The following is a 13,030-nucleotide window of genomic DNA, read 5'->3' on the forward strand; positions in this document are numbered from 1 at the left end:
AACGGAACCGCAACGCCCCACTTGGAGGTGGTGCCCGTGCTGCACGGCGTAGATGTCAGCGCCTTTCAGACGGACTACGACACTGACGGATCGGACTTCGTCTTCGTCAAGTCGACCGAAGGCCGCTCCTATGTCAATCCGAGACTGAAGAGCCAGGTGAAGCGCGCGAGGGACGCCGATTGTGTCGTCGGCTTCTACCATTTCCTCTGGCCCGGAAACGCGAAGGAGCAGGCGGACTACTTCCTCGACAAGACGCCGGAGAAGGAGGGCGACCTCCTCGCCGTCGACTGGGAACAGACCGGGGAGGGGACGCGTGCGAGCAATGCGGACAAGGACCGCTTCATCCGGGAGGTGAAGAAGCTGAGGCCTCATCACCGGGTCCTGCTCTACTGCAATCGCTCCTTCTGGATCAACCACGACACGACCTCGTACGCCGGTGACGGACTCTGGATCGCCGACTACGGCAAGGCGGCCGCACCACGGATCGAGGCGGACTGGCGAATCCACCAGTACACCGACGATCCGCTCGACAAGAACGTGGCCGACTTCCCCTCGCGGAAGGCGATGCGCGACTGGGCCACGGCCTGAGGCCGGACCGCGGAGGTGCGATGCGGTCGTCAACACCGAGTTGATGACCATCGGCCAGTGGAGTGCCCTTTGCCAGCCACCGGTGCAGTGCGCACGGAGATGACCTGCGGCGGCGCCGCGGGGAGTCCATTCTGGTCGCCGAGTCCGCAATCGGCCGTCGACCGAAGGAGTGCCGCAGTGACGACGAGGGTTCCCTCAGCATCGGCGGAAGCCGATGCCGCCTACCAGGACGAACTGCCTGTACGGCGTCGGCAGCCGGGGAACGTGGTCATCAGGTGGCTGACCACCACCGACCACAAGACGATCGGCACGATGTATCTGATCACGTCGTTCGCCTTCTTCATCGTCGGTGGCATCCTGGCGCTCGTCATGCGTGCCGAGCTGGCCCGTCCGGGTGACCAGATCGTCTCGAACGAGCAGTTCAACCAGGCGTTCACGATTCACGGCACGATCATGCTGCTGATGTTCGCGACGCCGCTGTTCAACGGATTCGCGAACTGGATCATGCCGCTGCAGATCGGCGCGCCCGATGTGGCGTTCCCACGGCTGAACATGTTCGCCTACTGGCTGTACCTCTTCGGCTCGCTGATCGTCGTGGCCGGCTTCCTCACCCCGCAGGGCGCGGCCGACTTCGGCTGGTTCGCCTACTCCCCGCTCACCGACGCGGTCCGCTCGCCAGGGGTCGGCGGAGACATGTGGATCATGGGCCTGGCCTTCTCCGGCTTCGGCACGATCCTCGGTACGGTCAACTTCATCACCACGATCATCTGCATGCGCGCCCCCGGCATGACGATGTTCCGCATGCCGATCTTCACCTGGAACGTCCTGCTGACCGGCGTCCTGGTCCTGCTGGCCTTCCCGGTCCTCGCCGCCGCGCTGCTCGCGCTGGAGGCCGACCGGAAATTCGGCGCACATGTCTTCGACGCGGCCAACGGTGGCGCACTGCTCTGGCAGCACCTCTTCTGGTTCTTCGGCCACCCGGAGGTGTACATCATCGCGCTGCCGTTCTTCGGAATCGTCTCCGAGATCATTCCGGTGTTCAGCCGCAAGCCGATCTTCGGATACGTCGGTCTGATCGCGGCGACGATCGCCATCGCCGGTCTCTCGGCGACGGTGTGGGCGCACCACATGTACGTCACCGGCGGTGTGCTGTTGCCGTTCTTCTCGTTCATGACATTCCTCATCGCGGTGCCGACCGGTGTGAAGTTCTTCAACTGGATCGGCACGATGTGGAAGGGGTCGTTGTCCTTCGAGACACCGATGCTCTGGTCCGTCGGCTTTCTGGTCACCTTCCTCTTCGGTGGTCTGACCGGCGTGATCCTGGCCTCACCGCCGCTGGACTTCCACGTCTCCGACTCGTACTTCGTCGTGGCGCACTTCCACTACGTCGTCTTCGGCACCGTGGTCTTCGCGATGTTCGCCGGGTTCCACTTCTGGTGGCCGAAGTTCACCGGCAAGATGCTGGACGAGCGGCTCGGGAAGATGACCTTCTGGACGCTGTTCATCGGCTTCCACGGCACTTTCCTGGTGCAGCACTGGCTCGGTGCCGAGGGCATGCCGCGACGCTACGCGGACTACCTCGCCGCCGACGGCTTCACCGCCCTGAACACGATCTCGTCGATCTCCTCGTTCCTGCTGGGGCTGTCGATGCTTCCGTTCATGTACAACGTCTGGAAGACCGCCAAGTACGGCAGGAAGATCGAGGTCGACGACCCCTGGGGCTACGGCCGTTCGCTCGAATGGGCGACATCCTGCCCGCCCCCGCGGCACAACTTCCTGACACTTCCCCGGATCCGCTCCGAATCGCCGGCGTTCGACCTGCACTACCCCGCGATCCGTGCCCTCGAGGACGTGGCGAACCAGCCTCACGCCTCCGTCACCGTGGCTCCCGGGGACAAGCAGGAATAGGAACCCGGAGCGACAGGCCGAGGAGAGGAGGACCGCGTGAAACCGGACAAGGAGAGCGCCCGTGGCCTGGCTCAGGTCGAGGGCTACCTGCTCTGGAACGCCGAGGTCGAGGAGGCCCGCAGACAGGCCCGCTCCTTCACCGACGCGCTGCCGTGGCTCACCACCGCCCAGCGTGAGGACGTCGAGCGCGTCTTCACGGCAGACAGGATCGAGGTCTGCCGGGAGACGCTCACAAGGATCGCCGGCCGTGCCGTGGAGCTCCGGGGCGAGTACACGGCGCGTTACGAACGGCTCAGGGCCCGTTGCGTGGCCTTGTCCGTCCTGGCCATCGGCACGGTGGGCGGTACCTGCGCCGCCCTGACGTCGATCAGCCGCTGACCCCCGCCCCGGGTGCCTGTTCCTGTGTCCAGGCACCCGGGGTCAGTGGAGCAGCAGACAGAACGGATGCCCGGCCGGATCCGCGAACACCCGCCAGCCGCGCGTGTCGTCGCCTCGGTCCAGCAGAGTCGCCCCGAGCGCGAGCACCTGCTCCTGGGCACGGTCCAGATCCGGGACACCGAAGTCAAGGTGGGACTGTTGCGGGCCGGCGGGGTCCGGCCACCTCGGAGGCAGATAATCCTCGACCCGCTGGAAGCAGAACACGAGTCCGGCCGGGGTGTGCACCGTCGCCCAGTCGTCACCGAGAGCCCACCGCTTGTCGGGCCGTCCGGCCTCCCCTCCGAGCACGGCCGCGTAGAACCCGGCCAGTCGCGCCGGGTCAGGACAGTCCAGCACCACACACTGCAGTTCAGCGATCATGTGCAGCATCCTAGAAGCAGCTCACCGGACCGGGACCGCCCACGCCCTGTCGAGCTCGGAGAGGTGCGCGGCGAGCAGTTCGGAGTGCGGCGAGGGCAGTTCGGCGGAGGGGTGGTCCAGCTGAACCGCACAGGCCGTGGTGGTGTCGACGAGTCGTTCCAGCGCCCCCGCGACCCCCTCGGAACCAGCCGAGTGCCTGGCCACCGGAGGGAGTTCGGCCGCCGACAGGTCGATCGCCGCACGGGCCGCCGACAGCGAGCGGTAGGCGTCCCGGCGCAGCGCCGCCCTTCCGGTGTGGTCCTCCCGGGCATCCAGGACGTGCCCCAGATAGCGGTGGGCCGCCGCCACCGCCGTGTCGAGGGCGGCCCGTACGGCCTGGCCCCGCCGGCCCGGCAGCGGCAGGTGCCCGACGAGCAGCACCGTCGCGCAGGCGAGGAGGGATTCCACCACGCGCCCCCAGGAGGCCGGCGGCTCACCCCCCAGCACGACGAGGGACAGCACGAGCACGGTGACCACCGCTGTCTGCACCGCGAAGTGACGGGTGGCCACAGGAAGAAGCGCACCGCAGAGCGCCACCGTCGCGACCAGCGGGAAGGGGCCTGACGCCAGGGCCAGGCCACCGAAGACCACGGCGCCCACGACCGTACCCACGGCCCGGCACACCACTCGTGAGACCAGTGGCCCCAGATCGGGCTTGACGAGGAACACGGTGGTGGCGGGCAGCCAGTACCAGTGGTCGTGATGCAGCCACTGCGCGACGACCGTACTCGTCGCACAGCACACCGCGACCCGAAGGCCGTACTCGCGCCCCGCCGCACTCCACGCCCGGCACAGTACGGACGCGTACGAGCGCGCTTCGCGCCCGCCCGGCGGCGCGTCGGCGGGGCGGTCGAAGGCCGCCGCGGCTCGCAGCAGGGCATCGTCCAGGGCCCGCAGCCCGGCATCGGTCCTGGACGGAGCCGCCAGCGGTCCGCACGGCCCGCCGATCCGGACCGCGGCCGCCAGCCTCCGGGGGCCTTCCACGATCCGTGCGGGCAACGGGGCCCCTGCCCATGCCAGTGCGGTCGCCGCCTCAGCCAGCGGAAACGCCGCCGTGTACCGGGCGTGCAGCCGACGCTCGGCCGCGGAGCTCGCGTACCGGCGCAGGCGTGGGCCGGACAGTGCGTCCTGCGCCCGGTCCAGCGCGGCACTCAGCGCCGCCCGCCCCGCGCGGGCCCGCGGGCCGCCTGTGGCGCTCAGGAGCCCGGCCGCGGCCTCGTACACCCCGGCGACCGCCTCCCGCTCCCCGTCGAGCCGGTACGGCCCGCCGCGCAGCTTCCCCGGCGACGGAAGGACCAGCCGGAGCAGCAGCAGCCATCCGGCACCGGCCAGAAACAGCAGCGCCCGCACCGGTCCGGGCTCGGGCAGCGGCATACCGGCCCCGATCACGGCCGCGACCATCACCTGTGTGCCGCACGCGGACGCGACGGGCCCGGTGGAACTGACCGCTCCCGCGACCAGGCCCAGCAGCCCGAACACGAGCGGCAGGACGACGACGGACCGACCACTGCCCACAGCCGCCGCGATCACCGTGCCGAGCAGCAGGCCGGCTGAGCCCGCCAGCGCGGGGAAGCCCAGCCGGGCCACGGAGGCGCGGCGGCTTCCGGGACGGTCGTTGATGCCGGCCAGCATCGCGCCGAGTGCGGCGGGGACCCCGGCGGTCGGCCGCTCCGCGACCACCGACACGAGCAGGGGCAGGGCGGCCAGCGTCCCGCGCAGCACCGCGTTCCACGGGACCGGTCCGCGCTGAGCGCGCAGCGCATGCGCGAGCCAAGGGGGCAGCCGGGTGGCAAGAAGGGAAAGCGTGGGCACCGTGCTCCTGTCCGCGGGGAGGACACTGTCGCCGGCGGACGCCTTCGGCCTGGGCTCGTACCCAGCGTAGATCCCTTACGTGGAGAGCGTGCTACCTGTCCGTTTCCACGGCATGACGGTGTCGCGGACCGTACGTGTCAGAGGGCGGCGCCGAAGTTCTGGGTCCACACGGGGCCGCCGGACGAGTCCTCCCTGCCGATCCCGATCTCCTTGAAGGCGCAGTTGAGTATGTTCGCCCGGTGGCCGTCGCTGTTCATCCAGGAGTCCATCACCGCCGCGGCGGTCGGCTGGCCCTTCGCGATGTTCTCGCCGTACGTGCTCCACCGGTACCCGGCGGCGGTGATGCGTGCGCCGGGGTCCGTGCCGTCCGGCGACGTGTGGGAGAAATAGTCCCGCGCCGCCATGTCGGCGGAATGACCCGATGCGGCCTTCGTCAGCAGGCTGTTCCCGCTCACCGACGCGCAGCCCTCCTTCGCCCGCTCGGCGTTGACCAGGGCGATGACCTCGTCGGCCACCGAAGGGGCCGACGAGGCCTTCGGAGCCGGAGCCGGCTCGGAGGACGGCGTGTGCGTCCGCCGCGTCCTCTCTGGAGTGGGGGCGGAGCTCCGGCTCCTGGACGCGGACGGAGACGTGGTCGCCGACGGTGACGGCGACGCCGAGGTGGCGGCGGGGGAGGAGGGGGAGGCCGACGGCGACGACGGCGAGCTCACCGGTGCTGACGGACCGGTGAGCGGAGCTGTGGCCGTCGCGGGGTCCCCGTCCGCGTCGTCCGTGTGGAGGTGGACCGCGGTGCCCCCGCCTCCCAGTACGGCGACCGCGGCCAGGCCGGCGACCACCGTCGTGCGGCGTCGGCGTCTGACGCCGTCCCGCCGGCGCTCGGCACGTCCGGGGGCGGACACGGCCGCTGCCGAGGGCAGGAACGCCGTCGGCACGAGCTCCGCCGCCGGGACGCCCGCGGACGCCGCCACGGGGACCAGGGCCAGCCCCACCAGCAGGCCTTCCGCGGGGACCAGCCCCGACCGGTGCCCCGCGCATACCGTGCACTCACGCGCGTGGCGCACCAGACGCTTCCGCCACAGTGCGGACGGCATCCCGTCCCACCGGGCTGTCAGGTCTTCGAGCAGGACGCACCGTGGGTGCGCCGCCAGGGCCCGTACGACCACCCGGGCGGCCTCCAGCCGCTCCTTCATCCGCTGGACGCGCACAGCGGTGTGCTGGGGGGACAGGTCGAGGGCGCTCGCCACCTCCGCCCTGGACAGCTCCCCGGCCGTCTCCAGCCACCACAGCGACACCAGCTCGCGGTCGTCGTCGTCGAGCCACCGTGTGGCCTCGGCGGCCTCCCTGCGCTGACCTGTCAGGCCGAGCCGGACGATCGTCAGTTCGACGAAGTCGGCGGCGGGATCGACGACGTCGTGGGCCTCGTCCATCCGGTCCGCGGACATCTCCCCGGTCCTGCGCTCGCGCCAGTGCCCGCGTATCTCGTTCATGGTGATGGCCACGAACCAGGACCGGAAGCTCTTAGGGGTACGCAGTGCGGGCAGGCCGCGGAGCATGCGCAGCACACTGTCCTGGACCACGTCGTCGACGTCGGCATGACCGTTCAGCGCGCGGCCGACGATGTTGTAGACCAGCGGCAGGTAGGACGCGACGAGCCGGTCCTGCGCCTCGGGGTCGCCCTTCTGCGCGGCCTTGATCAACGCCGTCTCGCGTGTCTCGCCCATGCTCTGCTCACTCTTCCGGGATCCTGTTCCGTCACTTCCCACACTCGGGAGACGCTGTGCGGCGGGGACGATAACAGGAATCCGGTCATGTGCTCGAGATCCGCTCCGGGATCCGTACACGCAGCGTGCCCGGCCCCGGTGACAGAGGGTGCTGTCACCGGGGCCGGGCACCGGGCGAGGGCCGGACGACGGGCCGACGCGTTTTCCTGGTCAGGAGCGGGGCGGGTTGTCCTGGTCGCGATCCGCGCCGAGCTGCTGCTTCAGCTTGTCCTGGCCGGTGTCGACATGCTTGCCGTACTTGCCCTGTGTCCGGTCGTCGATCATGTCTCCGGCCTTGTCGACGCCCTTTCCGGCCTGGTCCTCATGGCCCTTCAGCATTTTCTTGATCTTGTCCAGCGCGGACATGGCGGATCCTCCTCGTGTCGGCTTCCCCCACCTGACCAGGGTTACCGCACATCGCCCGGTCCGCATCCGCGCGCGCCCGCCGGACGGTTCCGGCGGGCGCGCGACGTGTGAAGGGCGGCTGGGTGGGCAGATACCGGGTTACCAGGAGGAGGTGGTGGCCGTGGGCCGCATCCAGATCGTCCGCCGTCCGCAACCCCCGACGGGGCCGCCCCCGCTGGACCTGCGAACACCGTCCGGACGGCCCCTGCCGTACTGAGCCCTGCCGTACGGCCGGCTCTGTCATCACCGCGGTGTGTGAGGCTTCGTCATGAGCGATCACCCACAGCCATCCGCCGACCGGCTGAGTACGGACGTGCCGCACTCGGCCCGCGTCTGGAACTACCTGCTCGGCGGCAAGGACAACTATCCCGCGGACGCCGAGGCGGGCGAGATGATCCTCAGGACCTTCCCGGACATCGCGGGCGTCGCGCGTGACCAGCGGGCCTTCCTCGTCCGAGCCGTACGCTTCCTGGCCGGGGAAGCGGGGATCCGGCAGTTCCTCGACATCGGCACGGGACTGCCCACGGCCGACAACACGCACGAGGTCGCCCAGCGGACGGCCCCGGAGGCCAGGATCGTGTACGCAGACAACGACCCGCTCGTGCTGACGCACGCCCGCGCACTGCTGACCAGCACTCCTGAGGGCGCGTGCGCGTACGTCGACGCGGATGTGCGCGACACCGGCCGCATCATCGAGGAGGCGGCAAGGACCCTCGATCTCAGCCGTCCCGTCGGCCTGACACTGCTCGGTATCATGGGGCAGCTGCCCGACGACGAGGACCCGTGGGGCCTGGTCACCCGTCTGATCGAGGTGCTCGAGCCGGGAAGTTACCTCGCCCTCGCTGACGGCACGGACACCAGCGACACGATGAACCGGGCGATCGAGGCCTACAACACGCATTCGGCGAACTCCTACCACCTGCGCGCCCCGGACCGGATCGCCGCGTTCTTCGACGGACTGGAACTGGTCGAGCCAGGCGTCGTCAGGACGTCGGACTGGCGTCCCGACCCGGCCCGGAGCAGGGAGGACGGACCGCAGGGCCACGCCGTCAGCGGTGTGGGACGCAAGCCCTGAGCCCCTGGCGGCGGGCGTAAGCTCCGGTGGCATGATCGATCATTCGGCGCGCGCCCCGTCCGCCCGCCAGACGAACTGGGCCGGCAACATCACGTTCGGCGCGGAGCACCTGCGCACACCCAGCTCTGTCGCGGAGCTCCAGGACATCGTGTCCGCCGGGACGGCTGTCAGGGCGCTGGGCACCGGCCACTCCTTCAACGCGGTCGCCGACACGCGCGGCACCCTGATATCCGTCGCCGGGCTGCCCCGCGCCATCGAGATCGACCACGAGGCCCGCACAGCGACGGTCAGCGCCGGTCTGCGCTTCGGTGAGCTGACCGAGACCCTGCACCGCAGCGGTTTCGCGCTGCACAACCTCGGCTCGCTGCCGCACATCTCCGTAGCGGGAGCATGCGCCACAGGAACCCATGGTTCGGGCGTGCGAAACCGCTCCCTGCCGGGCGCCGTCAGGGCGCTGGAGTTCGTCACCGCCGACGGCGGCATCGTGTCGCTCGAGCGGGGCGACGCCGACTTCGACGGTGCGGTGGTCTCCCTTGGCGCGCTCGGGGTGGTGACACGGCTGACCCTGGACCTCGTGCCCGCGTTCGAGATCCAGCAGTGGGTGTACGAGGGGCTCCCGCAGGAGCAGTTGCTCGGCCGGTTCGACGAGGTGATGTCCGCGGCGTACAGCGTGAGTCTCTTCACCGGCTGGCACGGTGGTCCCCTCGACCAGGTGTGGCTCAAGCAGCGTGTCGCGGATGACGGCCCCCGCACCGCCCCGCACCGGTTGCTCGGCGCGTCGCTGGCGGAAGGGGCGAGGCACCCGGTCCCCGGTGTGGCGGCGGAGCACTGCACGCAGCAGCAGGGTGTCCCCGGTCCCTGGCACGCCAGGCTCCCTCACTTCCGCCTGGAATTCACCCCGAGCAACGGGGAGGAACTCCAGTCGGAGTACTTCGTCGCCCGGCACGACGCCGTGGCGGCCTACGAGGCCCTCGACCGGATCCGGCAGCAGTTCTCGCCGCTGCTCCAGATCGGTGAGATCCGGACCGTGGCCGCCGACGACCTGTGGCTGAGCCCGGCACAGGGGAGGGACTCCGTGGCGTTCCACTTCACCTGGGTGCCCGACGCCGCCGCGGTCAAGCCCGTGGTCGGAGCCATCGAGGAGGCCCTCGCCCCCTTCGGGGCCAGGCCGCACTGGGGCAAGGTCTTCACGACGCCGCCCGGCACGCTCCGGGAGCTGTACGGCCATTACGGCGACTTCGGGCGGCTTGCCGAGCGGCTCGATCCCACCGGGACGTTCCGCAACGACTTCCTGGCGGACCACTTCCCCCGTACCGGCTGAGGTCTCGGGTTCCGTCCGGACCGGGCCCCGGACCTCAGGGCCCGTGTCCGGGCGAACGGCCTTCAGCGCTGTCCGCTCCCCGGTCCCTCGGGCCGGTGCCCGGCCGCCGGCCCCGGTGCGAGCTCCTCGACGAGAGCGGCCAGCTCCTCACACGCCAGCTCCGTCTCATGGCGGATGTTGTTGTGCTCGGTCACGATCGCCCCGAGCAGGAGCGCGGTGAGTGCCACGCAGCCGTTGAGGACGCACAGGTTGAGCATGACCTCGATCACCGAGTGGTCCGCGAACGGCCCGATCCCTTCGGTCCCGGCGATGATCGCCATGACGGACATCAGGAGCGCGCAGGGTGCGCTGCCGGCCAGCTGGAAGCTCAGCGCCGCCCAGACGACTACCGGGAAGAGGAGGTAGATCATGGACAGTGGGCTCCTGACCGCGACGGCCGTCAACGCCACCGCGACCAGCGCGAGTGCCGCAGCCTCCGCCCACCTGTCGTTCCTCCTGGGCATGCGTGCCCTGCTCAGGACGAGCAGCAGGGGCGTGACCATGAGGACACCCATCGTGTCTCCCGCCCACCAGGCCGACCAGACCGGCCAGAACTCGGTCGCGGACAGTGCCCCGCTCAGCATCTGGACCACTGAGCCCGAGGTGGCGCCGATGAGTATGCCGCCCAGCGCTCCCAGGAAGACCAGGGCGACCCCGTCGCGCAGGCGGTCCAGCTCCGTGCGGAAGCCCACCGCGCGCAGGGCCAGGTAGGAACAGAGCGGGGCCAGAGCGCTGCCCGTCGCGACAGCCAGCCCCCAGAAGGTGAAACCGTCGCTCATGGCGATGACGGTGACCAGAGCGCCGAGTGCGATCCCGGGCCAGATCCGTGGGCCCAGATACAGCAGGGAAGCCAGGGCGATTCCGGAGGGCGGCCACAGAGGGGTGACGACTGAGCTCTCCACCTTGACCTCTCTGAGGAGACCGAGACGCCCGGACACGTAATAGGCGGCGGCGATGCCCAGCATCTGCAGAACGATCAGGGTTCGGCGTCTGGTTTCCTCGCTGCGGATCACGCATCTCATAAGACACCGCCCATGACGGCGGACGGTTGTGACACGCGCGACTGCAGAACCGGCTTACCCGGGGTCCGAGGAGCCGTCACCGTGGCGCAGGACGAGCACGGCCGCGTCGTCCTCATGGCCCGTGAACACCGCGGCCTCGAGCACCCGGTCCGCCAGCTCCTCGGCGTCGGCACCAACGTGGGCGCTCACCAGACGCCTGATCCGGTCCAGCCCGTCGTCGATCGGCAGCGAGGGCCCTTCGATGACTCCATCGGTGAGCAGGACGAAGGCTCCGGCGACATCCAGCTCGCGCCGGGTGACGGGGTAGTGCTGGCGCAGCTCGATGCCGAGCGGCAGCCCGCCGGCGTCGGCGGTGATTCCCGAGCGTCCGTCGGCCGTCGCCCACACGGACGCGACGTGACCCGCGCGGGCACTCCACAGTTCCCGCGTCCGCGGGTCGAGCCGGAGGAAGGTAGACGTGGCGAAGAGGGTCGAATCCATCGAAAGAATCAGATCGTTCGTGCGGCCCATCACCTCACCGGGATCGGCCGCCGAACTGGCGATGGCGCGCATGGCGATCCGGACCTGCCCCATGAAGGCGGCCGCCTCCACGTCATGCCCCTGGACGTCGCCGATGGCGAGGCCGAGCGACCCGTCCGGCAGCACGAAGCCGTCGTACCAGTCGCCGCCGATGTCCAGCCCGTCGCGCGCCGGAGCATAGCGAGCGGCCGTCTGCAGTCCTGCGAAGACGGGCAGGGCCGCGGGCAGCATCTTGCGCTGCAGGGCCTGGGCCAGCTCGACGCGGGCCTGGTGCAGCTCCACCTCTTTCCGCGCACGGGCAGTCAGATGCTGCAAGGTGCTGAGCAGGTCCTCGGCACTCGCCGACCGGGGAGTTCGACGCCGGTTCATGGGCCGCTCCGCGTTGCGATAGTTCCTGCATCATATTTCGGCGTCGGAACTCCTGCGAGCGCTGACCTGATCAAGGTCAGCCGGCCCGGCCGAGGGAGTCGGTGAGCCGTCCCAGGGTCTCCTGAAGGGCCAGAACCTCCTGGACCGACAGGCCGGTGGACCTGAGGATCGAGCGGGGGACGGGCAGCGCGCGTTCACGCAGCTCCGCTCCGGCCCCGGTGAGGTGGACCGTGACCGACCGCTCGTCCTGCGGGCCGCGCTCACGCCGTACGAGGCCGGCTGACTCCAGCCTCTTCAGCAGGGGCGACAGTGTGCCGGAGTCCAGGTGCAGCCGCTCCCCGATCGTCTTGACCGGGAGAGGGCCGTGCTCCCACAGAACCATCATCGCCAGGTACTGCGGGTAGGTGAGGCCGAGGTCCTTGAGCGCTTCCCGGTAGACGCCACCGAACGCGCGGGAGGCTGCCTGCAGGGAGAAGCAGACCTGGTGGTCCAGCTTGAGCAGTTCCGTGTCCGGCAGGTCGGCCAGTCCGGGCGAAGGGGTCGGTGGTGGCGTCATGAGTCCAGGGTAGCCTGCATCCGCTATTTAGTTGTGTGCAATTAAATTGTGTGTCACTCTCATGGGAGTGGCCGGACCGCGGTCACCGTCGCACGAGAGAGAAGGCACACCATGGACGCGCTGTACACCGCTGCCGCCACCGCCAACGGCCGTGAAGGCCGGGCGGTGAGCTCCGACGGGCGGATCGACCTGGCGCTCGCCCTGCCGCCCGCTCTCGGGGGCGACGGGGAGGGCACCAACCCGGAGCAACTGTTCGCCGCCGGATACGCCGCGTGCTTCGCGAGCGCGATGAGCTCGGTCGCCCGCGAGATGAAGGTCGACACCAAGGACGTCGCCGTGACGGCCGAGGTCTCGATCGGGCAGGACGGTTCGGGCTTCGGTCTCGCGGTCGTCATGCGCGTCGAACTCCCTCAGGAGCTCGAGGGGGAGACCGGCCGTCGTCTGGTCGAGGCGACGCACGCGTACTGCCCCTACTCCAAGGCCACGCGCGGAAACATCGACGTCGAGCTCGTCATCGAATAGCGGACGGCCGATGCCCGTTCCCGGGGTCCGCTCCCGGACGGCCCGAGGGGGCGCGTACACTCAGCTCCCGTTTCCGCTGATTGGCGGGCATAACCGATCGATAGGCAGTTCACGTGAGTTTCGCAGAGGTATCCGACGCGCCGATCTATGCCGGACTGGTGGAAGAACAGGGCGACGTTCCGGCGGAGGTGCGACGGGTGGCCGAGGAGACGCTGCTCGAGGTGGAGCTCGCGCTCGATTTCAGCGCGGTGCGTGCTCCGGCCGCCGCCCGCTGAGGCCGGTCCGGACCACGCCGGG

14 protein-coding genes are annotated in these 13,030 nt (G+C 69.9%); 7 read left to right on the forward strand and 7 right to left on the reverse strand.

The genetic code is table 11. The features are described from left to right. The first annotated feature begins 36 nt into the window (after positions 1-36). The 3 genes from ACIREO_RS24785 (at position 37) to ACIREO_RS24795 (ending at position 2,874) form a co-directional block, all read left to right on the forward strand. A complete protein-coding gene (locus tag ACIREO_RS24785; RefSeq protein ID WP_404113861.1) occupies positions 37-588 on the forward strand; it encodes a glycoside hydrolase family 25 protein in 552 nt (183 codons plus the stop codon). Between the two features lie 177 nt (positions 589-765). Next, positions 766-2,496 (forward strand): cytochrome c oxidase subunit I, encoded by a 1,731-nt coding sequence (gene ctaD, locus ACIREO_RS24790; protein ID WP_404113863.1) that lies wholly within the window; start codon positions 766-768, stop codon positions 2,494-2,496. A gap of 36 nt (positions 2,497-2,532) precedes the next feature. Further along, positions 2,533-2,874 carry a hypothetical protein gene (locus tag ACIREO_RS24795; protein ID WP_404113865.1) on the forward strand — a complete coding sequence of 114 codons (342 nt, stop codon included), beginning with the start codon at positions 2,533-2,535 and terminating at the stop codon, positions 2,872-2,874. A gap of 42 nt (positions 2,875-2,916) precedes the next feature. Here the strand turns inward: ACIREO_RS24795 and ACIREO_RS24800 are convergent, their stop codons facing one another. From ACIREO_RS24800 to ACIREO_RS24815, 4 genes are all read right to left on the reverse strand, one after another. Then, the gene (locus ACIREO_RS24800; protein ID WP_404113867.1) at positions 2,917-3,294 is read right to left on the reverse strand and encodes a VOC family protein; all 378 of its coding nucleotides are present in this window, start codon (positions 3,292-3,294) and stop codon (positions 2,917-2,919) included. 21 nt (positions 3,295-3,315) lie between these two features. After that, entirely contained in the window at positions 3,316-5,145 is a 1,830-nt protein-coding gene (locus tag ACIREO_RS24805) for an FUSC family protein (protein ID WP_404113869.1), read from the reverse strand. 137 nt (positions 5,146-5,282) lie between these two features. Next, on the reverse strand, positions 5,283-6,866 hold the full coding sequence (locus ACIREO_RS24810) for a sigma-70 family RNA polymerase sigma factor (protein ID WP_404113870.1): 1,584 nt from the start codon (positions 6,864-6,866) through the stop codon (positions 5,283-5,285). A 210-nt stretch (positions 6,867-7,076) separates the two neighbouring features. Continuing rightward, positions 7,077-7,271: an antitoxin gene (locus tag ACIREO_RS24815; RefSeq protein WP_403995456.1), complete on the reverse strand. Its 195-nt coding sequence runs from the start codon at positions 7,269-7,271 to the stop codon at positions 7,077-7,079. 307 nt (positions 7,272-7,578) lie between these two features. Here ACIREO_RS24815 and ACIREO_RS24820 point away from each other — a divergent pair, with 307 nt between their 5' ends. After that, on the forward strand, positions 7,579-8,385 hold the full coding sequence (locus ACIREO_RS24820) for an SAM-dependent methyltransferase (protein WP_404113872.1): 807 nt from the start codon (positions 7,579-7,581) through the stop codon (positions 8,383-8,385). A gap of 31 nt (positions 8,386-8,416) precedes the next feature. Continuing rightward, positions 8,417-9,706, forward strand: coding sequence for an FAD-binding protein (locus ACIREO_RS24825; protein WP_404113874.1), 1,290 nt, complete (start codon positions 8,417-8,419; stop codon positions 9,704-9,706). 62 nt (positions 9,707-9,768) lie between these two features. On the opposite strand, the gene ACIREO_RS24830 is transcribed toward ACIREO_RS24825, so the two are convergent. The 3 genes from ACIREO_RS24830 to ACIREO_RS24840 form a co-directional block, all read right to left on the reverse strand. Continuing rightward, on the reverse strand, positions 9,769-10,758 hold the full coding sequence (locus ACIREO_RS24830) for an MASE1 domain-containing protein (RefSeq protein ID WP_404113876.1): 990 nt from the start codon (positions 10,756-10,758) through the stop codon (positions 9,769-9,771). Positions 10,759-10,821: 63 nt separating this feature from the next. Continuing rightward, positions 10,822-11,655: a PP2C family protein-serine/threonine phosphatase gene (locus ACIREO_RS24835; protein WP_404113878.1), complete on the reverse strand. Its 834-nt coding sequence runs from the start codon at positions 11,653-11,655 to the stop codon at positions 10,822-10,824. A gap of 76 nt (positions 11,656-11,731) precedes the next feature. After that, positions 11,732-12,211: a MarR family winged helix-turn-helix transcriptional regulator gene (locus ACIREO_RS24840; RefSeq protein WP_404113880.1), complete on the reverse strand. Its 480-nt coding sequence runs from the start codon at positions 12,209-12,211 to the stop codon at positions 11,732-11,734. 111 nt (positions 12,212-12,322) lie between these two features. Here ACIREO_RS24840 and ACIREO_RS24845 point away from each other — a divergent pair, with 111 nt between their 5' ends. Together ACIREO_RS24845 and ACIREO_RS24850 are read left to right on the forward strand one after the other, a co-directional pair. Next, entirely contained in the window at positions 12,323-12,733 is a 411-nt protein-coding gene (locus tag ACIREO_RS24845; protein WP_404113882.1) for an organic hydroperoxide resistance protein, read from the forward strand. A gap of 113 nt (positions 12,734-12,846) precedes the next feature. Beyond that, a complete protein-coding gene (locus ACIREO_RS24850) occupies positions 12,847-13,008 on the forward strand; it encodes a hypothetical protein (RefSeq protein WP_404113884.1) in 162 nt (53 codons plus the stop codon). Positions 13,009-13,030 lie beyond the last annotated feature (22 nt).

This window comes from Streptomyces sp. NPDC102441 (assembly GCF_044765585.1).
Lineage (GTDB): Bacteria > Actinomycetota > Actinomycetes > Streptomycetales > Streptomycetaceae > Streptomyces.